Here is a 21815-nt window from a genome sequence, read left to right as displayed (position 1 = left end):
CGTGGTGTCGTGAGAGTATTTGCCAAGCTGCTAACAACTCAACTGAGTTGATTGGCTGCGTACCCTCTGCGATGCTTAAGGTGTTTAATAGATTCATGGGACTTTTCGAGATGTCACTTCAACTGCGTGCGTCTTTAGCCGCATTAACTCTGGCTATTGTGTCTTCCCCCGCGCTATCTCAGGACGGCACTCCGACCCTTTTTACCAATGTGAATATTTTTGACGGCGTAAACGAAGCGCTGATTGAAAACGCCAATGTGGTGGTGGCCGGTAACCTGATTACCGAGATTTCCACCGAACCGCTTACTGTAGCTGGCGGGCATGTCATCGATGGCGGCGGGCGCACCATGATCCCCGGCCTGATCGACGCGCATTGGCATACCTCCTATTGCTGCGCCGCGCAAAGCACTGTGGTCACCGGCGACATCCTGGAGGTGGCAATCCGCGGCGCGATCGGGGCGGAGGCAACGCTGATGCGCGGCTTCACAACCGTGCGCGACGTGGGTGGCAACCCGTTCGCCACGAAGAAAATGATCGATGCGGGCGAAATTCCCGGCCCCCGGATTTTGCCGTCCGGGCCGCCGATTGGCCAAACCGGCGGGCATTTCGACTACCGCCCCTACCAGGCAGTGCCAACGAACCCGGCAGATTCCCAATGGTACTGGTACAGTGTCGGCCTGATGGCGATGGCCGATGGCGTGGATGAGGTCATCAAGCGCACCAGGGAAGTCATGCGGATGGGCGCCTCGCAGATCAAGATCTCGGGCGGGGGCGGTGTTTCCTCGGTCTACGACCCGCTGGATGTGCGCCAGTACACCATGGAGGAGCTCGAAGCCTTCGTTGAAGTGGCGGACACTTACAACACTTATGTCGCTTCGCACATTTTCACTGACGAGGCTGCTCAGCTGGCCATCAAAGCCGGTATAAAGTCCATCGAACATGGCTTTCTGATGAGCGAAGAAACCCTTCAGATGATGAAGGAGAACGATGTCTGGCTCAGCATTCAGCCGCTGCTGGACGACGAGGACGGGTTTTCCTTCGACGATCCGGGCAGTCAGCAGAAATGGATCACCGTGACCGATGGCACGGACACGATCTACACCAAGGCCAAGGAAGTCGGGGTAAAGATCGCCTTCGGCACCGACATCCTGTTCGATCCGGCCCTGGCGGAGCGGCAAGGGGCCTTCCTGGCGAAACTTCAGCGCTGGTTCACGCCTTACGAAGTGATGAAGATGGCCACATCGGTCAACGCGGAGCTGCTTGAACTTTCCGGCCCCCGGCACCCCTATCAGGTCGGCGCGCTTGGGGTGATTGAAAAAGGTGCTTACGCGGACCTGATCCTGGTCGATGGCAACCCGCTCGAAGACCTCAACCTCGTTGCTGACCCGCACGAAAACTTTGACCTGATTATGAAGGACGGCAAGATTTTCAAGAACGACATAGAGTGACAGGTTCTGCTATCTCTTCCCGGACCAAGTGACCTCTGAAGCTGAAGCGGCCCTTCCTTGATAATTCCTGGAAGGGCAGCTTTTACATCAGGAACGTGCGGCACAGATGTCTGCAGGGCGTTCCCAGCCAGCATGCTGCCGCAGCCAAGAGTTCCGACCAGGGTAACGCAATTTCGGGCTCGAAACGGACACCTTGCTGACAAGACAACTTACCCCAAAGACTCCCGCTTCTGCAGCCCTGCCGCATGCGGCCTGTCTTGCTGGGGCCAACTCAAGCCAGCCCCCAATTGATTTTTTCCGCCGCCTTTGCCTAGATACCCGCAAGCCCTTGATTGCAAACCACGGGAAAGAGGCGGGATGCTGCATCGAATTTGGCTGATCCGGACCGCGGCGGCGGGGGTGGTGCTGGCGCTCCTGACGCTCGCCATTGCTCCGGCCCGGGCGGGGGAGCGGATTGCGCTGGTGGTGGGCAATTCGAACTATGCCCATACCGCGCCGCTGGCCAATCCCGGCAATGATGCGCGGGTTATGGCCGCGGCGCTGGAGGGGGCGGGGTTCGAGGTGACCACGCTGCTGGATGCGGATCTGGGCGGCATGAAGCAGGCGCTGTTGCGGTTCGGGCGGCGGCTGCGCGGCGAGGGGGTGGAGGCCGGGCTGTTCTATTATGCCGGGCACGGGGTGCAGGTGGACGGCGAGAACTACCTGGTGCCGGTCAGCGCCGCCATCGCCAGCGAGGATGAGATCGACTTGGAAGCGGTCAATGTGAACAGCTTCCTGCGGGTGATGAATTCATCGAATGCCAGCATCAACATCGTCATTCTGGATGCCTGCCGCAACAATCCCTTTGCCGCCTCTGCCCGGTCGGCGGCGCGGGGGCTGGCGCCGGTGGACGCGCCGCGCGGCACCCTGATTGCTTATGCCACCGCGCCGGGCGACGTGGCGCTGGACGGCAGCGGCGCCAACTCGCCCTATACCAGGGCGCTGGCCGGGGTGATCTCCGCCGGCGGCGGGCGCACCATCGAGGCGGTGTTCAAGGCGGCCCGCAGCGAGGTGCTGGCGGTGACCCAGGAGCGGCAGGTGCCGTGGGAGACCAGCTCGATCACCGGGGATTTCTATTTCCACAGCCGGCCCGCGGCGGCGGCGCAGCCTGCGGCCGTGCCTGCGGCGCCGGCGGATGATATCGCCCGGAAGTACCGGCTGGCGGAGCGGATCGGCACCCGGGCGGCCTGGCAGGCCTTTGTAGATGCCCACCGGGACCGGCCGGAGGATTTCTATGTGCTGCTGGCGCTGGAGGCGCTGGCGGGGCTGGAGGCGCCGGCGCCGCAGCCGCCGCGGCATCTGCCGCTGCCGGCAACGCCGGCCTATGCCTGCCACCGGGGGCGGTTCGGGGCGGTTCCGGCTGAGCTGTGCGTGTCCTCCCATCTGGCGCCGCTGGGGCGCAATGCCTATTCGGGGGAGATGCTGTCGGACGGCAGCGCCCGCACCGCCTGGGTCGAGGGGCGGGCGGATGACGGCGCGGGGGAGGTGCTGCGCTTTGCCTTTGACGGGCCGCAGCAGGTGAGCCGGGTGCTGATCGCCAACGGCTATGGCAAGAGCCGCGACATCTTTCTGAAGAACGGCCGGGTGCGGTCGCTGATCGTTCAGACCTCGGCGGGCTACCGGGCAGAGGCGGTGCTGGAAGACCGGGACGGGCTGCAGGAGCTGCGCCTGCCGCCGCTGGGGCAGGTCACCTGGATCACCCTCACGCTGAGCGGCGTCTATTACGGCACCAAGTACCGGGATACCGCGATCAGCGAGGTGCAGTTCCGCTGATCCCGGCCGGCGGCAGAACCCGGCTGCACGATGCAGCCGTTCAGGGGTCCTTGCAGGCACGGTTCAGCGGTCGAACGCAATCCAGACCCAGCCATCCGCAACATGCAGCGGGTAAAGGCGGAGCGGGCCCTTGTTCTTGGAGATGTCGCCGAGGAACTCCATCCCTTCCGAAGTGCCGTCGGGTTGCAGCAGCTCGCACCAGCTGATCACCTCGCCTGTGGCCAGGTCAAAGCGGCTGTTGTGCCAGCGGCAGACCAGTTCGCCGCTGCTGGCACGGCTTTCATCAGGGCGCAGCTGGCCGGGGTCGTCCAGGTTTTCCCGGCGGTTGAAGAACGGAAGATGCACATGCGGGCAGGCGTTGTTGAAGGCGAACAGCTGGCCGTCCCGGCGCAGCACTGCGACATCGCAGTCTGCGAATTCAAAGATTTGCTGGCCGCCGTCCGGCAGTGTGTCCTCTGCCATCAGCCGGGACCAGTCGCGCCCGGCATAGCGTTTGGTCTCGCGGTTGTCTTGACCGGTGAGAGCCGCCGAGGCCGCTGGCAGCAGCCGCGCGATTTCGTACAGCGTCTGGCGTGCGGTGGTGCCGGGCAGCCGGACCCGGATGAAATCCGACGCCTCGACCTGATCCTTCACCTGTTCGAACAGGGACTCGGTGACCAGGAAACGGGTGCCAGCGGCCTTGTTCGCCTGCTCGGCGCGGCTGGCCACATTGACCGCATCGCCGATGGCAGTCAGCCGCTCATGGCCCGGCGCGCCAAGCGTGCCGATCACGGCCTCGCCCCAGTGCAGGCCGATGCGGACTTCGAAATCGATATCATACATGGTCTTGAAGAACGGTTTGATCCGGTCAATGACCGTCAGGCACTGCAGCCCCGCGTTCACCGCCCGCAGCGGTGCAGCCGCGTCCCCGTCCAGCCCGAACAGCGCCATCATCCCGTCGCCGATGAACTTGTCGATATAGCCGCCGTTCCTCTCTATCACCTCTCCCATCTGGGCGAAGTAGCGGTTCAGCAGGTACATCACGTCATAGGGCATCAGCGCTTCGGAAAAGCTGGTGAACCCTTGGATGTCGGAAAAAAACACTGCGACGTCCTGTAGCTCGCCAACCTTGGCGGGCTGGCGGCGGTGGAGCTGGCTGGTCAGTGCCAGGTCGGTCTCGTCCAGCACCAGCCTGCGGAAGGTCAGGCCGCCTTTGGGGCGCATCTGGCAAGCCAGCCGGATGCCGGGGTGCAGGCCAAGCCGGGCGGCCATTTCCGCCTCGGCGCCGGTGCGTTCCGGACAGTTTTCCAGCCCCTCCAGCACCCAGACCCGGCAGGTGGAGCATTTGGCATGGCCGCCGCAGACATGGGTCATCGGCAGCCCGGCCCTCAGGGCCGCCTCCAGCAGGGTTTCCCCGGGATCAATGTCAAAGAAAATATCATCGGGCTGAGATCTGAGACGGGGCATCCGCGGCCTCCCTGCAAGGGTCATCGGTGCCTCAGATGGTAGTGCGGAGCCCGCAAAGCCCAACATTGAGGGCTGCGCCGGTTCAGTTGCTGGCCACCTGCAGCCCGGCAGCCCGGCTGACGGCGCGGGCAAAGGCGTCGCCCGCGGGGGTCGGGGTCAGGTCGTCGCGCAGCAGATTGATCTGCGGCGCGCGGCCCTGCCAGGGATAGGGGTTGGCGGCGAACCAGGCGTGGCGCTCGACAAACGGCAGGCGCTCCATCATCGCAATCGCCTTGCGGGCAAAGGCCGCGTTCTGCGCGTGGCTGGCGGCCGCCGGGCGGCCCCAGTCGATATGGGCGAATTCCGTCACCCAGACGGGGCGGCGGTACTCGCGGTGGACGGCGCGCAGCCAGCGTTCAAAGTCCTTCACGTTGCCGTCCGCGGAATAGTAGTGCACAGCCATGAAATCGACGCGCAGGCCCTTGGCGTCGGCCTGATCCATGAAGCGGCGCAGCCAGGAGTTGGCCCCCAATGTGCCCGATTGGGTGGTGGCCGGGCTGCCCAGGCGCAGCCCGTGGCGCTCCAGCTTCGGCCACAGCTTCACGGCCTGCTGCACGCTCATCCCGGCCTGGTGGCCGCCGCTGCGCCCGTCGGGTTCATTGAAGCCCAGAAGCGCAGTGACCTTTTGGTCCGAGCGGATGCGCTTGTTCACGTCGCGCGCGTTGTGGATCATCGGCACGAATTCGACAGAGCGGCTCTGGCGGCCCTTGTGGTACATCTGATCCGGGCGCCAGTTGTAGTACCAGCCGAGGCCAGGGGTGTCCTCGATCCAGCTGAGGATGCTGTGGCTGGAGTTTTCCCATGCGCCGACGCCTGCCTTCTGCGCTGCAACCGGCCATGCCAACAGCATGACCCCCAGGGTGAGGAAGATGTGCCTGATCATACTGCTCTCTTTTTGTTGGCAGCAGGATAGCAGGATCTGGTGTGAGAGTCAGTTTGAAACCACTAAATACAGGTGCAATTGGCAGCAAATTGCCCGTATCCCAGCAACCGGTTGAGGTTAAAGGGAAACGGTATTGCCCGCGGGCGCGGCTCAGCGCAGCGAGGCCCGTTTCAGCAGCCGCACCGCGTCCGGCCGGTCCAGCAGCGACCGGCTCACGTCCAGCCCGTGGGCGCCGCGCGTGTGCGTGGCGGGCAGGGTGCCGGGGCGGGCGGTCCAGAAATCCTCGGGCAGCACCTGCCGGGTGACCGGATCGAGGAAGGTGCTCTCGGCCGCGATCCCCTCGGCGTAGATGATGTGGTGCTGGTCGAACAGGATCTGGAAGTAATCGGTGAAGCCGCCGTCCAGCACCACCACGCTGCCGCCGTTCACCAGATCGCGGGCGCGGACCAGCAGTTCCGGCGCGCCGGCGCCGATCTCGTCGCGGCGCTGGTAGACCATCAGCCGGTGGCCGGGGCTGACGATCAGGTCGTTGGAGTTGTTCAGGGCGCCTTTGCGGATCAGGATCGGGGCCAGGTCGCCTACCGCGCGCAGGGTGGACTGGCCGACCCAGCGCACCTCCTGGATGCCGTCGTCGCGGGTCAGCACCCGGTCGCCGGTGCGCATGTCCTCGATCGCGCGCTGCTCGCCGGTGGACAGGGTGATGCGGGTGCCGCGGGTAAAGGAGACGCAGGCCGATTGCGCCAGCTTGCGCCGGGCCTGCTCGCGCTCGGCCTTGACCAGTGTGTAGGGCATCTGCGGCTGCAAGGGCGCCAGCGGCACCAGGTAGATGGCGGCGATATAGCCCTCGCCGTCGGCCTCCACCATCACCAGGATCTCGGTGTTGGGGCCGCGGTCGGGCATCAGGGTCACGAGGCCGTCCAGATGCAGCACCGCGCCGGGTGTGCCGATGGCGCTGTCGTCCGCAACGGTGAAACTGCCATCGTGATGGGCGGCGATGGCCAGGCGCTGCGGCGGGGCCGGGCTGTCCAGCAGATAGATGTCGTCCAGCACCAGATCCTCGAGCACGCCAAGGGGGTCGCCCGCATTGGCACCGTATTCCACGCGGAAACGCTCGGCCGGGTAGGCCTGAACGGAAGAGAGGCTGGCGGTCACTGTCTGTCCCATCTGCGGGTTTGTCTTGGTCCATATGTGGGCGAGCGCGGGGCGCTGTCCAACAGAAATGCCTGCGGAATGTGGCACAATGGCGGTGGAACGGGGCAGATTTTCCGGCAGCATCACGATTGCGTCAGGCAACGGGCGGGTCTGGCCTTTGCCAGGCGGGCGGTGCAAGCTCCGGCAAACGGTGAAGATTCCCGAGGGAGGACAACAATGGATCTGGGTATTTCGGGCAAGCGCGCGCTGGTCTGCGCCAGCAGCAAGGGGCTGGGCTTGGGCTGCGCCGAGGCGCTGGCGGAAGCCGGCGTCAATCTGGTGATGAACGCCCGCGGCGCTGAGGCGCTGGAGGCCTCCGCGCAGGCCATCCGCGACCGGCATGGCGTCGATGTGGTGACGGTGGCCGCTGATGTGGCCACGCCGGAAGGCCAGAAACAGGTGCTGGATGCCGCTCAGGGCGTCGATATCCTGGTCACCAACGCCGGCGGGCCGCCGCCGGGCATGTGGACCGACTGGGACCGCGAGGATTTCATAAAGGCGCTGGATGCCAACATGCTGGCGCCGATTGCGCTGATGAAGGCGCTGCTGCCGGGGATGATGGAGCGCGGCTGGGGGCGGGTGGTCAACATCACCTCGGTCTCGGTCAAATCGCCGATCCCGGTGCTGGGGCTGTCGAATTCGGCCCGTGCGGGCCTGACCGGCTATGTCGCGGGCACCTCGCGGCAGGTGGCGGGCCACGGCGTCACCATCAACAACCTGCAGCCGGGCATCCACGCCACCGACCGCGCCGTGGCGCTGGACGGCGGCGCGGCCAAGGCGCAGGGGATCACGCCGGAGGAAGCGCAGAAGCAGCGGTTCGCCACCATTCCCGCGGGCCGCTACGGCACCCGCCAGGAATTCGGTGCCGCCTGCGCCTTCCTGTGCTCGCAGCATGCGGGCTTCATCGTCGGGCAGAACATCCTGCTGGACGGCGGCGCCACCAACACCACGATGTGAGCAGGGGCGGCGCAGATGGATGGCGGGTTTTCCCTGAAGGACCAGTTGTTTAACCGGGATAAGGTCCGCTATCTGGCGGGCCTGTTCGCAGCCGCGGACGCGGGGTTTGATGCTGAAGGGTTTGAAGCCCGGGTGATGGCGGACTTGCCGGCGCTGGAGCTGAAGCAGCGGATGACGCTGATTGCGGATGTGCTGTCGGATCACCTGCCGGAGGATCTGCCGGAGGCTGCACCCGTGCTTCTGAAGGCGCTGCCGCCGCCGCTGGATCCGTCCAAGACCGACGATGACTTCGGCGATTTCATCTTTGCCCCCTTGGGTGAGTATGTGGTGGCCAGGGGCGTTGAGGCGCACCCGGAGCTGTCGCTGGACCTGCTGGCGGAGATCACCCAGCGGTTTTCGATGGAATGGGCAATCCGCCCCTTCCTGAACCGCTGGCCAGCCGAAGTCCTGGAGAGGATGCTGGAGTGGGCCAGCCACTCCAGCTATCACGTCCGCCGCCTGGTGAGCGAAGGCACGCGGCCGCGGCTGCCCTGGGGCGAGGCGGTGGGGCTGGCACTGGATCAGCCGCTGCCCTTGCTGGACCGCTTGCATTCCGACCCGACCCGCTATGTCACCCGCTCGGTGGCCAACCACCTGAACGACATTGCCAAGAAGGACCCGGATCTGGTGATGGACCGGCTTGAGCACTGGCAGGCAGCCGGGGCGCAAGCGGCCAAGGAGCTGGATTGGATGACCTCCCATGCGCTGCGCGGGCTGGTCAAGGCGGGGCACCCGCGGGCGATGAAGATGCTGGGGTTCGATCCGGATCTGGAGCTTGGCGCCGAAGTCGTGCTGAAGTCGCAAAATGTTCGGATCGGTGATGCGCTGGAATTCTCCGCGCAACTGGAGGGGCAGGCGGGGTCGCCGGTTCTGGTGGATTATATCCTGCATTTCCAGCGTCCTGGCGGCAAGGTGTCCGCCAAGGTGTTCAAGCTGAAGCAATCGAAAATTTCAGGCAAATTGTTGCAATTGGACAAGCGTCACAAGCTGAAGGGCAACGCCACGACGTTCAAGCTGGTGCCGGGGGCGCACCGGATTGAGCTGATGGTGAACGGCAGGGTGCGGGCCGAGGCGGCGTTTGAGCTGCTGCCGGAGAGCTAGAGCCAAATCCGTTACGCCCGGCATGGAGGCGGCCACGCTCCATCACAGTTGCGTCAAGCCTCCTGCCGGCCCGGTTGCCGGAGTGCCTGAGGGGCGCTATCCCGATGGTCCGGAACCATCAGGAAAGGCGCCCCCATGAAACATGAAAACGTGCAGACCTATTACGGCGAGGTGCTGCAGGGCAGCGACGACCTCCAGACCAACGCCTGCTGCACGCCGGACGACATGCCGGATCATGTGAAGGCGGTGCTTTCGAAAATCCATGACGAGGTGCTGACCCGCTACTACGGCTGCGGCCTGATCGCGCCGGAGGCGCTGGAAGGAGCGCGCATCCTCGACCTGGGATGCGGTGCGGGCCGTGATGTCTATGCGCTGTCGGCACTGGTGGGCGAACACGGCAAGGTGGTGGGCGTCGACATGACACAGGCCCAGCTGGAGGTAGCGCGGCGCCATCAGGACCACCACACCACGGCCTTTGGCTATGCCAATTCCAACGTGGAGTTCCACCATGGCTATATCGAGACGCTGGAGGAGCTGGACCTGGAGCCCGGGTCCTTTGACATCATCGTCTCAAACTGTGTGATCAACCTGGCCACCGACAAGGGGGCGGTGCTGCGCGGCGCGCATCATCTGCTGAAAGAGGGCGGGGAGATGTATTTCTCTGACGTTTACGCCGACCGGCGGGTGCCGCAGGAGATGGCGGAGGATGAGGTGCTTTATGGTGAATGCCTGTCCGGCGCGCTGTATTGGAACGATTTTCTGTCAATCGCCAAGGAAGCGGGGTTCAAGGACCCGCGGATGGTGACCTCACGCCTCCTGACCATTGAAAACCCGGTGCTGGAGAAGCGAGTGCAGCCGCTGAAGTTCCTGTCGGCCACCTACCGGCTGTTCAAATTGCCTGCGCTGGAGCCCGCCTGTGAGGATTACGGCCAGGCGGTGATCTACAAGGGCACCATAGACCACGCGCCGCATGTGTTCGCGCTGGATGATCATCACGTGATCGAGGCGGGCAAGGTGTTCCCGGTCTGCGGCAACACCTGGATGATGCTGCAGGACAGCCGGTTTGCGCCGCACTTCGAGTTTATTGGCAACTTTGAAACCCACTATGGGATATTCGAAGGCTGCGGCGGCAATTCGCCCTTCAACGGGCTGGAGCAGGACGGTGCGGTGCCGGGGTGCTGTTAGGTACAGCCCCGGAAACCGGCACTTGTGAAAAGTGTGCAAAGGGCGGCGTCCGTTCCGGCGGGGAGGGCGTGAAGCGCCCGCCCCGTGGGGGGCGGGACGGACGCTGCCCGGCCTATCGGCCGGGCGGTGGTTCTTGATCGGCGTATTCCTGACCGCTTGCGGCGCTGCCGCTGGGTTGCTATCCCGTCGGGACCCCAAGCGTTTTTATCGGAAACAGCCCGAGGCCCCATGAACACTGCCCCAGCCGGCATCAGCCGCTCGATTGTCCCGCCGCGGCTGGAAATCCGCAACCTCCGGCGCTTCTTTGAGGGGCGTGCGGTGGTCGACGATGTCTCATTGCAGATCCAGGCCGGGCAAGTGACCTGCCTGCTGGGGCCGTCGGGCTGCGGCAAATCCACCACGCTGCGGATGATCGCCGGGGTGGAGATGCAGGATAGTGGCGAGATTTTTGTTGATGGCAAGCTGATCTGCGACACCGTGTTCCGCGTGCCGCCCGAACGGCGCGAGATCGGGCTGATGTTCCAGGACTTTGCCCTGTTCCCGCATCTGAGCGTGGCGGACAACGTCGGCTTTGGGCTGAAGGGCAGCAAGGACGAGAAGCGTGCGCGGGTTGAGGAATTGCTGAACCGGGTGTCGCTCAAGCGCTTCATCGACGGCTATCCGCACCAGCTGTCGGGCGGCGAGCAGCAGCGGGTGGCGCTGGCCCGCGCCATTGCACCGCGGCCGCGGATCATGCTGATGGATGAGCCATTCTCCGGCCTCGACAATCGGCTGCGCGACGGCATCCGGGATGAGACGCTGAGCCTGCTGAAGGAAGAGGACACCGCCGTCCTGCTGGTCACGCATGAGCCGGAAGAGGCGATGCGGATGGCCGATGAGATCGCGCTGATGCGCGGCGGAAGGATCGTGCAGCAAGGCGCGCCCTACAACGTCTATACCCACCCGGTGGACAAGGCCTCAGTGGCGTTTTTCAGCGACGTCAACGTGCTGAAGGCCGAGGTGAACGGCGCGCTGGCGCGCACGGCGTTTGGCGAGTTCCTGGCCCCCGGCGTGGCAGACGGCACCGCGGTGGAAATCGTGTTCCGCCCGCAGCACCTGCGCATCGACTTCGACCGTGGCGGCCAGGGGCCGCTGCCGACGCCCAGCGACGGGGTGCCGGCCCGCGCCGTGGTGGAGCGTGCGCGTTTCCTGGGCAGCGAGAGCCTGGTGGAGTTCCGGATGGATTTCGACGGCTCGGTGCTCAAGGCGACGGTGCCCAACGTGTTCCTGCCAGAGGCCGGCCGGGTGATGTGGCTGACGGTGCGCCGTAACCGCTGCTTTGTCTTTCCTGCCTGACCTTTAGCGGGCATTCTGCGCCTAAGGAAACGGGAGGTGCAGATGCAGGACAGCTATCAGATCAGGCCGCTGGAAAGCGCGGAAATCCGGACCGCGGTGGATTGGGCCGCGCGGGAAGGCTGGAATCCCGGCCCGCAGGATGCCGCCTGTTTCGCGAGCGTGGACCCGCAGGGCTTCTGGGGCGGGTATCTGGGCGGGCAGATGATTGCCTGCATCTCGGTGGTGAACTACGGCGAGGCGTTCGCCTTCCTCGGCTTCTACATCGTGGCGCCGGAGTTTCGCGGGCAGGGTTATGGGTATGCCCTTTGGCAAAAAGCGCTGGAGCATGCCGGGGGACGGGTTGTCGGCCTTGACGGGGTGGTGGACCAGCAGGACAACTACCGCCGCTCCGGCTTTGAACTGGCCTACCGCAATATCCGTTTTGGCGGGGTGCCGTCCGGCGGGCTGGAGGCTTCTGAGGACTATGAGCTGACAGCGCTGTCTGCCCCCGCGGCGGAGCTGGAGGTCTTGGACACCCGCGTCTTTCCGGCGCCGCGCCGTGGCTTCTGGCAGCAGTGGCTGGGGGCAGAGGGGCATATCTCATTCGCTGCGCATCAGGATGGCAGGCTGAGTGGTTTCGGAACCCTGCGCCCCTGCGGCAGCGGCTGTAAGATCGGGCCGCTTGTTGCCGTGTCCCGCCCGGCGGCGGAGGCGGTGCTGGCGCGGCTGCTGCAGGAAGTACCGGCAGGGCAGGAAGTTTTTCTGGATGTGCCGGAGCCCCATGCCGCGGCGGCGGATCTGGCGCGCGGACTGGGGCTGGAACCGGTGTTTGAGACCGCCCGGATGTACCGCGGGCCTGCGCCGCAGCTGGAGACGGATCTGATTTTCGGTGTCACCAGTTTCGAGCTCGGATAGGGGCGCTGCCCCTGCCGCCTGCGGCAGCTCCCCCGGAGTATTTTGGCAAAGAAGAAGAGCGGTTCAGCTTCCGTAAGGATCGTAGTCCTGCAGCCGCTTGCCGGGTTCATCGACGAACAGTTCGGGCAGGGCAGCGGCATCCTCGATAAGGTCGACCCGGAACACCCGGAAGGCCTCGCGGGTTTCGCACCAGGCGGTCAGGGTCCAGACCCGGCCCCAGTATTCCATGTGCAAAGGGCGGATCTTCCGCTCTGTCAGGGTGCCGTCGATGCGGCGGTAGCTGAGCTGCAGTTTTTGCCGCGCCTTGATGGCGGCCCGCAGCGCGGGCATGTGGGCAAGGGCACGCGCCGCATCCGAAAAAGGGTAGACCGCGAACTTCCAGGCATCGGCCTCGGCAATGGTCTGCTCCGGCAGCACCGCATCAACCTTAGCCGCCAGCGACAGGGCAGCGGCCTTCAGGTCCGGGTCGGCAGCCTCGGCCACGATCGCCATGCCGAGGTTCAGTGCCTCCAGCTCTTCCGGAGTCAGGGTCAGCGGCGGCAGGCTGATCTGCTCGCGCACCATATAGCCGACGCCGCGCTCCCCCTCCACCGGCACGCCGGAGGCCACCAGCGTGTCCATGTCGCGGTAGATGGTGCGGGTGGAGACCTCCAGCCGCTCGGCAATGTCCCGGGCGCGGTGCAGTTTCCCGTCGCGCAGGATCTGGATGATTTCAAAGAGGCGGTCGGTGCGGCGCATGGGGCTAGCCTTTGCGCGGTGGCGTCAGGAGGTCAAGGGCTGCGCCTGGTCCACAGGCGCAGCCCGGCACGCTTAGGGCGCCATCTGCCACAGCACCTCTTCATGGCGCATGCTGGCGCTGTCCGGCGCCAGCGCCGCAACAACTTCGGGGGCGAAGTCCTGCTGCATGAAAGTCTGCGCCACCTTCTTGGCCGTCGCCATGTCCTTCCAGACCACATAGTCGGTCCATTTGCCGTCTTCACCCTGGCTCAGCTGGCGGGTGACAAAGCCGTCCTGGGCGCGCACGAAGCCTTCGGTGCGCTGCATCAGAGCGGTGAAATCCGCGGGACTCACGCCTTCGGCCAGTTTGAAGGTCACGATTTCGGCGACATGTTTGCTCATCACGTTTCTCCTTTGTTCATGTGATGGGCTGGATTTACCGCCTTTCAACTGACATAAACCTGTCAGTTGTATGCGGGCGGGCGGCAAAAACTTCGGATTCCCGCGCTTGCAGGCGCTTTCTGCGTGCGGAGTTGCTTTCGCTCAAAGCCGCGTCCGCGCTAAACCCGTAGCGAATAATTCCACCGGCGCCGCCAATCCGCGCCGGATCAAGCAAGGAGAGACTCACATGCTCAACAATATCGGCCTGCCTGGCCTTCTGCTCATCGCCGTCGTGGTTCTGGTCCTGTTCGGCCGCGGCAAGATTTCCTCGCTGATGGGCGAGGTCGGCAAGGGCATCACCTCGTTCAAGAAGGGCATCAACGAAGGCAGCAAGGAGCTGGAGCAGGACGCCGCGGACGTGGCCAAGGACGTCACCCCCGAGACCGAAAAAGACAAGGCCTAAGCGGCCATGTTCGATCTTGGGTGGACCGAACTGCTGGTCATCGGCGTTGTCGCGCTGATCGTGGTCGGCCCCAAGGACCTGCCGGTGCTGTTCCGTAACATCGGGCGGTTCGTGGGCAAGGCCAAGGGGATGGCGCGCGAGTTCAGCCGGGCGATGCATGACGCGGCGGATGAGGCCGGGGTCAATGAGGTCGCCAAGGGGCTGAAGGCTGCGTCGAATCCGATGAGCACTGCCATGGACGGGGTCAAGCAGGCTGCGCAGGAGATGGCATCGTCGATCGACCCGACCAAATACGACCCCAACAGCGAGACCGGCAAGCTGGCGGCTGAGCGCGCCGAGGATGCCAAGAAGATCCAGGCATCGACCGCCCGTGCCGCTGCCGAGCGCAAGGCGCGCGAGGCGGAGGAGGCGCTGGCCAAGGCGGAAGCGGCTGAGGCGGCGCTGAAGCCTGCGGCATCAAATGAAGAAGAGGCCAAGTCATGAGCAAGACGGAGGAGATCGACGACTCAACCGCGCCGCTGATCGAACACCTGGCCGAGCTGCGCACGCGGCTCATCCATTCGGTGCTGGCTTTCATCGTCGGCATGGTGATCTGTTTCACCGTGGCAACGCCGGTGTTCAACTTCCTGACCGCCCCGCTGTGCGAGGTGCTGGCTGAGAGCGGCCAGGACTGCGCGCTGATCTTCATCAGCCCGCAGGAAGGTTTCTTTGTTGCGATCAAAATCTCCTTCCTGGGCGGTTTCATCCTGGCGTTCCCGTATATCGGGTTCCAGATGTGGCGGTTCGTGGCGCCGGGGCTGTACAAGAGCGAGAAGGGGGCCTTCCTGCCCTTCCTGATCGCTTCGCCCTTCATGTTCCTGCTGGGCGCCAGCTTTGCCTTCTACGTCGTCACCCCGCTGGCCTATGACTTCTTCCTGGGCTTCCAGCAGTTTGGCTCCGGCGGCGAGGCTGTGACCAGCGAGGAAGTGAACCAGGGCCTCAGCGTGGTGTTCCAGGGCTCCGCCCAGGAGTACCTAAACCTGACGATCAAGTTCATCGTGGCCTTTGGCCTGTGCTTCCAGCTGCCGGTTCTGCTGACGCTGATGGGCAAGGCCGGTCTGGTCAGCGCCGAAGGGCTGGGCTCGGTCCGCAAATATGCGGTGGTGGCGATCCTGGTGCTGGCAGCCCTTGTGACGCCGCCGGATGTGATCACCCAGATCATCCTGTTCGTAGTGGTTTACGGGCTATACGAGATCTCGATCTTCCTGGTCGGCCGGGTAGAGGCCAAGCGCGAGGCGAAGCTGCGCGCGGAGGGCTACTATGACGACGAGGAAATGGAGGCGCATCCGGATGATCCGGTAGTGGCCGAGGCCGAGGACGGCAAACGCAAATAGGCCAACGACTGTGTGAAAAGAAGGGCGCGTCAGGAATGGCGCGCCTTTTTTGCAATGGAAGTTTTGGGCCGCTCTGAGCCCTCATCGGTCTTTAGTCAATATGACAGCCTTCGCCTGTGCGGCATAAGGAATACGGGGCAAAATGATCGATCCGCGGCGGATACGCACCGTGACCTTCCATGCGTGAGCGCTGAAGAATGCATCCTTGCTTGCCGTTTTCTGTGCTCGCTTCGAAAGCTGGCTGAAATGCTGTCACAACCTCCAGAATGGCCTCGAAACCGCAACCGTCGGCAGCAGGGCAGACGGGAGCGCTCCGGGCGACGCCGAAGCCGCATCAACCCGCCCCTATCTGCGCCATTTCCTGGCACAGCGGGGTTGCCTGGAGGGGAAGCTGACCGGACCCGGGCTTTGGAAATGTGATGATTATGGCTGCACAACCTGAGATCCCAAGCAATTCCAGCGTTTCCGGGAGCACGCTGAGACCGCAAGTGACAGTCCGTTCAGCCGGCTTGGACACATCCGCAGCTATCGTGACCGGAGCGGAGGGGGACATGCCCTGGCGGAGCAGCCCGTCGCGTACCCTGGATGCCTGCCCCACCGACATGTAAAAGACAATTGTGGTTCCCGGCTTCGCGTGCCGGACGCAGTCCGGCAGAGGGTCTCCGGCCTTGCATCTGGCTGTGGTCAGCACAAGCGTGTCGGACACGCCGCGTTCGGTCAGAGGAGTGCCGGTTTGCGCAGCGGCGGCAGATGCGGCGGTGATCCCGGGTACGATTTCCGCATCGATGCCTGCTGCGCGGGCGGCGGCCAGTTCTTCCGCAGCACGCCCGAAGATACTGGGGTCCCCCGATTTCAGGCGCACGACCCGGCGGCCCTTCAAGGCCTCTGCCACGACGGCCGCGTTGATCCTGTCCTGAGGCCAGCTGTGGGCACCGACATGTTTGCCTACAAAGACCCGCTTGGCTGCAGGCGGTGCCAGGTTAAGAACCTCTTCCTCGACCAGGCGGTCATAAAAAACCGTATCAGCCTGCTGCAGCCTTTGCACCGCGCGCAGCGTCAGCAGGTCGCGGGCGCCGGGGCCGGCACCCACCAGAGCCAGAGAGCCTGCCGCCTTCGGTTTTGCCGGGGAACACGTCATCTGAATCCGTCCTATTCCGCGGCCTGCCTGAACGGGCGGCGCGCCAGCAGCCCGGCGATGTCGGGCCGGCAGGAGCCGCAGTTTGTGCCCGCCTGCAAGGCGGCGCCGACGTCTGCCACGCTCATCAGCCCGCCGCTTTCGATGGCTTGCAGAATGGTGTTGGCCCCGACGCTGAAACAGGCGCAGACCACCGGGCCGGGATCGGGCTGGCCCGTCGCCGGAACGCCGGTCAGGACAGCTGCGGCACAGGTGCCCGGCAGCCCCGCCAGGTAATCCCGGCGGACCGCCACCGGCTCCTGCGCGGTGAACAGGGCGGCCATGACCTTGCCATCCTGGTGCAAGGCCAGCCGGGCAATACCCTTGCGGCGGTCCGTCATCACCTGAACGTCGGCCTGCGGCAGCGCGAACAGATCCCGGGCAACCGCCTCAAGGTCCGCCAGCGGGGCCAGCCCGGCCAGTTCCGCCCGGTACCCGGCGCCGGTCCGTGCCACCGCCCAGTACTCCGTCCGCGGCGCCATCGGGCGGCAGGAGACGGCAAACCCGTACCAGGCAGGCTGCCAGCGTTCCGCCGCAACAACGGCCCCCTTGCTTTCGGGCTGCCCCGAAACTGGGTCGGTAGCGGCGGCGACGAGGGTGTCGATGCGCGCCGAAGGGGCGGTTTCCCCGGTCCAGTGGATCGGCACGAACAGGTCGCCGGGCTGCACATCCGCGGTGATCCGCGCCCGCAGGATCGCCTGCCCCTCCGGACTGCTGAGGCGCAGCAGCTCCGCGGGCCGCAAGCCCAGCCGCCGCGCGTCTTCCGGGTGGATATCGGCAAAGGGTTCCGCCAGATGCCCCGACAGCCGCGGCGCCCGCGCGGTGCGGGTCATCGTGTGCCACTGGTCCCGGATGCGGCCGGTGTTCAGGCGGAACGGGTAGCGGCGGTCCTGCGCAGCAGCCGGCGGGCGCCAGCGGACCGGCAGCATCCGGGCCTTGCCGTCCGGGTGAAAGAACCGCCCGTCCGCAAAGAACCGCCCGCCCTGGCGGCTGCGGCTGACCGGCCAGCGCACCGGGGCCAGCCCTTCGTAGTCAGTATCGGACAGGGTGCTGAGGCGGGAGATGTCAAAGTCCAGCCCGAAACTGCCGGCAATCCCCGACAGCGCAGCATGCTCGCGGAAGATCTGCGCCGGAGACTGATAATCAAACGCCGCGCCCCAGCCCATGCGCCGGCCCGCATCGGCCAGAATGTCCCAATCGGCACGGGCCTGGCCGGGCGGCGGCAGAACCGCGCGCTGGCGGCTGATGGTGCGGTCCGAATTGGTAACGGTGCCGTCCTTTTCCGCCCAGGCGGCGGCGGGCAGCAGCACATCCGCCAGCCGCGCGGTATCGGTTGCGGCGGTGATGTCGCTGACCACGGTGAAATCGCAGGCCTTGATGGCGGCGGCAACGGCATCGGCCTCCGGCATGGTGACGGCCGGGTTGGTGTGGATGATCCATAGCGCCTTGAGCCGTTCGTTGCCCGCGGCGCGGAACAGGTCGACCGCCTTCAGGCCCGCCCGCTCCGGCATCGCCGGGGCGCCCCAGAACGCCTGTACCGCGGCCCGGTGCTGCGGGTTTTCCAGATCCATATGGCAGGCCAGCATGTTGGCCAGCCCGCCCACCTCGCGCCCGCCCATGGCGTTGGGCTGGCCGGTGACTGAGAATGGCCCGCAGCCGGGCTTGCCGATCCGCCCCGTTGCCAGGTGGCAATTCAGGATCGCGTTCACCTTGTCGGCGCCGGAAGTGGACTGGTTCACCCCCTGGCTGAAGACGGTCACCACCTTTTCGGTGCGCATCCACAGATTGCAGAACGCCGCGATTTCGGCCTCCTCCAGCCCGGTCACTGCGGCATCGGCGGCATTGGCCGCGTCCAGCGCCTCACCCAGTCCATGCACATGCTGCAGAAACTCCGCATCCAGCGCGCCGCCCTCATGGAGCGCCGCCAGCAGGTGGTTGAACAGCGCCACGTCGCTGCCCGCCCGCAGCTTCAGATGCATGTCCGCCTGATCGCAGCTGGCGGTGCGGCGGGGGTCGATCACCACCAGCCGGGTGCCGCGGGCCTCGCGCGCCGCCAGAATGCGCTGGTACAGAACCGGGTGGCACCAGGCCAGGTTGGAGCCCGCCAGAACGATCAAATCGGCCTGATCCAGATCCTCATAGGTGCCGGGCACTGTATCAGTGCCGAAGGCGCGTTTGTGTCCTGCAACGGTGGAGGCCATGCAGAGGCGGGAGTTGGTGTCGATATTGGCGGAGCCGAGAAATCCCTTCATCAGTTTGTTGGCGACGTAATAGTCCTCGGTCAGCATCTGCCCCGACAGGTAGAAGCCGACACTGCCCGGGCCGTGCTCCTCCACCGCCTGCCGGAACTTGGCGGCGACCAGGTCCAGCGCGCTGTCCCAATCCGTTTCCTGCCCGTTCACCTGCGGGGCCAGCAGGCGGCCCTCCAGCCCCAGCGTCTCCCCCAGCGCCAGCCCCTTGGAGCAGAGCCGCCCGCGGTTGGCCGGGTGGTCCGGGTCGCCGCGCACCTCCAGCCCGCCCGCGCCATCCCGGCGCAGGAGCACGCCGCAGCCGGTGCCGCAATAGGGACATGCGGAGCGCACCTCTGCCGGAGAGCCGCCCGCCATCACGCCGCACTCCGCTTGCCGACGGCGGCGCCGTCGATCAGCAGGCGGCCGGCCTCCACGCGCAGCGGATAGGTCTCGATCCGGCCCGCGTCGGCGCCCTGCGCCTCGCCGGTGTTGAGGTCAAAGACCCAGTTGTGCAGCGGGCAGGTCACGCTTTGCCCGTGCACGATGCCTTCCGACAGCGGGCCGCCCTTGTGCGGGCAGCGGTCGGAGGCGGCAAAGACCTCCGCCGGGCCAGTGCGGAACAGGCCGACGCAGCCCACGGGCGTCTTCACCACCCGGGCGCCGTGCAGCGGGATGTCTTCGATATGGCCAATGTCGATCCAGCTCATTCCGCGGCCTCCAGTGTGAGATTGGCAAGCGGCGCGTATTGCGCCCGGGTGGTGCTGTCCTGCGCGTGTTCGGCCCAGGGGTCCTTGCGGTAGACGGATTGCGAGAGCTCGAACCGGGCGGCGAGCGCCTTGCGGTTTTCGATGTCCTCGACGATCTGCGCCTTGACCCAGTCCAGCCCCACCTTGGCGAGCCATTTGTAGATCCGGTCCAGGTACTTGGCGTTCTCGCGGTAGATCTGGGTCATGGCCGAAATCACCTCGATCGCGTCTTCTTCGGTTGCCACCTTGCACAAGATCTCGGTGCCCTTGATCTCCATGCCGGCGGCGCCGCCGACGTGGATTTCATAGCCGCTGTCGACGCAGACCACGCCGATGTCCTTGCAGGTCGCCTCGGCGCAGTTGCGCGGGCAGCCGGAGACCGCGAGCTTCAGCTTGTGCGGGGTCCAGGAGCCCCAGAGGTGTTTCTCCAGCTTGATGCCCAGCCCGGTCGAGTCCTGGGTGCCAAAGCGGCAGTGGTCAGTGCCGACGCAGGTCTTCACCGTGCGCAGCCCTTTGGAATAGGCGTGGCCCGAGACCAGCCCGGCGCGGTTCAGATCTGCCCACATCGCGGGCAGATCCTCGCCCTTCACGCCCAGCAGGTCGATGCGCTGGCCGCCGGTGACCTTGACCGTCGGCACGTCGTATTTGTCGGCGGCATCGGCGATGGCGCGCAGTTCGTCGGGCGTGGTGATGCCGCCCCACATGCGCGGCACCACGGAAAATGTGCCGTCCTTCTGGATGTTGGCGTGCTTGCGCTCGTTCACAAAGCGGCTTTGCGGGTCGTCGCAGTATTCCAGCGGCCAGTCGGCCAGCAGGTAGTAGTTCACTGCCGGGCGGCAGACATGGCAGCCGTTCGGGGTTGTCCAGCCAAGCTCTTGCCAGACCGCGGCCTGGCTTTTCAGCTCCTGGCTTTTGATCAGGCGGCGCACGTCCTCGTGGCTGAGATCGGTGCAGCCGCAGACCGGCTGCGCCTGCGGCATCTGGAAGTCGTCGCCCAGCGTCACTTGCAGAAGCTGCTCCACCAGCCCGGTGCATGTGCCGCAGGAGGCGCTGGCCTTGGTTTCAGAGCGGATCGCGCCGAGGTCGGTTGCGCCGCCGTCGATGGCGCTGGTGATCTGTCCCTTGCAGACGCCGTTGCAGCCGCAGATCTCCGCCTCAGGCGGCAAGGCTGCAACGGCTGACAGAGGGTCCGCGGAAGCGCCCCCCTGGAAGGCCGGGCCGAAAATCAGCGTCTCGCGCATCTCCTCGATATCGGTGGCGTCCTTGATCAGGCCGAAGAACCAGCTGCCATCGGCGGTGTCGCCATACATCACCGCGCCGACGAGCCGGTCGTCCTCGATCACCAGCCGCTTGTAAACCCCGCGGGAGGGGTCGCGGAAGACGATGTCCTCGCGCCCTTCGCCCTCGGCAAAATCCCCGGCGCTGAACAGGTCGCAGCCGGTGACCTTGAGCTTGGTCGCCAGTTCCTTGACCACGAAGGCATTCGGCTGGCCCAGGAGGCTGTCCGCCAGCACTTTCGCCTGATCGTAAAGCGGCGCGACGAGGCCAAACAGATGGCCGCCGAACTCCACGCATTCGCCGACCGCATAAATGTCGGGGTCGGAGGTCTGCATCTGCGCGTTCACCTCGATCCCGCGCGCTACGTCCAGATGCGCGTCGGTGGCGAGCCGGGTTTCCGGACGGATGCCCACCGCCATCACCACCAGATCGGCGCCCAGCGTCTCGCCGCTTTCCAGATGCACCGCCTGAGCGCGGTCCTCGCCCAGGATTGCCTTGGTGGAGGCCTGGGTCTTCACGGTGATGCCGCGCGCCTCCAGGTCCTTGCGCAAGAGGTAGCCCGCGGCCTCGTCGAGCTGGCGTTCCATCAGGTGGCCCATCAGGTGCAGCACGGTCACGTCCATGCCGCGCTCCTTGAGGCCCGCGGCGGCTTCCAGCCCCAGGAGCCCGCCGCCGATCACCACTGCCTTGCCGCCCTTGGCAGCGGCGGTGATCATCGCGTTGGTGTCGTCCAGATCGCGGTAGGAGATCACCCCCGGCAGGTCGTGGCCCGGTACCGGGATAGTGAAGGGGGCGGAGCCGGTGGCGATCACCAGCTTGTCGTAGGGCACATGGCCGTTCTCGCCCTCGACCACCTTCATCTCGGGATCGATCTTCACCACATGCTCGCCGAAGCGGCAGGTGATGCCGTGCTCGGCGTACCATTCGTCTGAATGGGTGACGATGTCCTCGTAGGTCTTCTCGCCCGACAGCACCGGGCTGAGCATGATGCGGTTGTAGTTGCCGCGCGGCTCGGCGTTGAAAAGGGTGATATCGTAGGCGTTCGGGTCCGCGTCGAGCAGATGCTCGATCACCCGGCCAGAGGCCATGCCGGCCCCGATGATGACGAGTTTCTGGGTCATG

19 protein-coding genes are annotated in these 21815 nt (G+C 65.5%); 10 read left to right on the top strand and 9 right to left on the bottom strand.

The features are described 5' to 3' along the window. Positions 1-110: 110 nt before the first annotated feature. Positions 111-1448 (top strand): amidohydrolase family protein, encoded by a 1338-nt coding sequence (locus GKC28_RS02790; RefSeq protein WP_174145009.1) that lies wholly within the window; start codon positions 111-113, stop codon positions 1446-1448. 357 nt (positions 1449-1805) lie between these two features. Further along, positions 1806-3260, top strand: coding sequence for a caspase domain-containing protein (locus GKC28_RS02785; protein WP_174145008.1), 1455 nt, complete (start codon positions 1806-1808; stop codon positions 3258-3260). Between the two features lie 63 nt (positions 3261-3323). On the opposite strand, the gene GKC28_RS02780 is transcribed toward GKC28_RS02785, so the two are convergent. From GKC28_RS02780 to GKC28_RS02770, 3 genes are all read right to left on the bottom strand, one after another. Next, entirely contained in the window at positions 3324-4706 is a 1383-nt protein-coding gene (locus GKC28_RS02780; protein WP_174145007.1) for an adenylate/guanylate cyclase domain-containing protein, read from the bottom strand. A gap of 82 nt (positions 4707-4788) precedes the next feature. Beyond that, positions 4789-5628, bottom strand: a complete 840-nt coding sequence (locus tag GKC28_RS02775) for a glycosyl hydrolase (RefSeq protein ID WP_254604133.1) — start codon at positions 5626-5628, stop codon at positions 4789-4791. Positions 5629-5778: 150 nt separating this feature from the next. Continuing rightward, a complete protein-coding gene (locus tag GKC28_RS02770) occupies positions 5779-6792 on the bottom strand; it encodes a Hint domain-containing protein (RefSeq protein WP_174145006.1) in 1014 nt (337 codons plus the stop codon). 204 nt (positions 6793-6996) lie between these two features. On the opposite strand from GKC28_RS02770, the gene GKC28_RS02765 reads away from it, so the two are divergent. From GKC28_RS02765 to GKC28_RS02745, 5 genes are all read left to right on the top strand, one after another. Beyond that, positions 6997-7776: an SDR family oxidoreductase gene (locus GKC28_RS02765; RefSeq protein WP_174145005.1), complete on the top strand. Its 780-nt coding sequence runs from the start codon at positions 6997-6999 to the stop codon at positions 7774-7776. 15 nt (positions 7777-7791) lie between these two features. Continuing rightward, entirely contained in the window at positions 7792-8916 is a 1125-nt protein-coding gene (locus GKC28_RS02760) for a hypothetical protein (RefSeq protein ID WP_174145004.1), read from the top strand. A gap of 135 nt (positions 8917-9051) precedes the next feature. Further along, positions 9052-10101: a methyltransferase domain-containing protein gene (locus tag GKC28_RS02755; RefSeq protein ID WP_174145003.1), complete on the top strand. Its 1050-nt coding sequence runs from the start codon at positions 9052-9054 to the stop codon at positions 10099-10101. A 228-nt stretch (positions 10102-10329) separates the two neighbouring features. Beyond that, complete coding sequence (locus tag GKC28_RS02750) at positions 10330-11436, top strand: ABC transporter ATP-binding protein (protein ID WP_174145002.1); 1107 nt, start codon at positions 10330-10332, stop codon at positions 11434-11436. 42 nt (positions 11437-11478) lie between these two features. Next, complete coding sequence (locus GKC28_RS02745; RefSeq protein WP_174145001.1) at positions 11479-12330, top strand: GNAT family N-acetyltransferase; 852 nt, start codon at positions 11479-11481, stop codon at positions 12328-12330. 63 nt (positions 12331-12393) lie between these two features. Here the strand turns inward: GKC28_RS02745 and GKC28_RS02740 are convergent, their stop codons facing one another. Next, on the bottom strand, positions 12394-13068 hold the full coding sequence (locus tag GKC28_RS02740; RefSeq protein ID WP_174145000.1) for a YafY family protein: 675 nt from the start codon (positions 13066-13068) through the stop codon (positions 12394-12396). A gap of 72 nt (positions 13069-13140) precedes the next feature. Next, positions 13141-13449 carry a hypothetical protein gene (locus GKC28_RS02735; RefSeq protein WP_174144999.1) on the bottom strand — a complete coding sequence of 103 codons (309 nt, stop codon included), beginning with the start codon at positions 13447-13449 and terminating at the stop codon, positions 13141-13143. A 226-nt stretch (positions 13450-13675) separates the two neighbouring features. Between GKC28_RS02735 and GKC28_RS02730 the strand changes: the two genes are divergently transcribed. Genes GKC28_RS02730 through tatC form a run of 3 tightly spaced genes read left to right on the top strand, consistent with a single transcriptional unit; the run spans position 13676 to position 15264 of the window. Further along, a complete protein-coding gene (locus tag GKC28_RS02730; protein ID WP_174144998.1) occupies positions 13676-13891 on the top strand; it encodes a twin-arginine translocase TatA/TatE family subunit in 216 nt (71 codons plus the stop codon). Positions 13892-13897: 6 nt separating this feature from the next. Beyond that, entirely contained in the window at positions 13898-14374 is a 477-nt protein-coding gene (gene tatB, locus GKC28_RS02725) for a Sec-independent protein translocase protein TatB (protein ID WP_174144997.1), read from the top strand. After that, complete coding sequence (gene tatC, locus GKC28_RS02720; RefSeq protein WP_174144996.1) at positions 14371-15264, top strand: twin-arginine translocase subunit TatC; 894 nt, start codon at positions 14371-14373, stop codon at positions 15262-15264. Before tatB ends, tatC begins: the two co-directional genes overlap by 4 nt. A gap of 334 nt (positions 15265-15598) precedes the next feature. Here tatC and cobA read toward each other — a convergent pair whose 3' ends face one another. From cobA to nirB, 4 genes are read right to left on the bottom strand one after another with little or no spacing between them, the layout of a single operon-like run. Continuing rightward, the gene (gene cobA / locus GKC28_RS02715; RefSeq protein ID WP_174144995.1) at positions 15599-16402 is read right to left on the bottom strand and encodes a uroporphyrinogen-III C-methyltransferase; all 804 of its coding nucleotides are present in this window, start codon (positions 16400-16402) and stop codon (positions 15599-15601) included. 11 nt (positions 16403-16413) lie between these two features. After that, the gene (locus GKC28_RS02710; RefSeq protein WP_174144994.1) at positions 16414-19044 is read right to left on the bottom strand and encodes a nitrate reductase; all 2631 of its coding nucleotides are present in this window, start codon (positions 19042-19044) and stop codon (positions 16414-16416) included. Then, positions 19044-19376, bottom strand: a complete 333-nt coding sequence (gene nirD / locus GKC28_RS02705) for a nitrite reductase small subunit NirD (RefSeq protein ID WP_174144993.1) — start codon at positions 19374-19376, stop codon at positions 19044-19046. The genes GKC28_RS02710 and nirD overlap by 1 nt, the downstream gene beginning before the upstream one ends. Next, positions 19373-21814, bottom strand: a complete 2442-nt coding sequence (nirB, locus tag GKC28_RS02700) for a nitrite reductase large subunit NirB (protein WP_174144992.1) — start codon at positions 21812-21814, stop codon at positions 19373-19375. Before nirB ends, nirD begins: the two co-directional genes overlap by 4 nt. Position 21815 lies beyond the last annotated feature (1 nt).

Origin of the sequence: Leisingera sp. ANG59 (assembly GCF_013317235.1) — a bacterium.
Lineage (GTDB): Bacteria > Pseudomonadota > Alphaproteobacteria > Rhodobacterales > Rhodobacteraceae > Leisingera.
The sequence above is the reverse complement of the archived record's forward strand: the minus strand, read 5'-3'. Positions and strand labels throughout refer to the sequence as shown.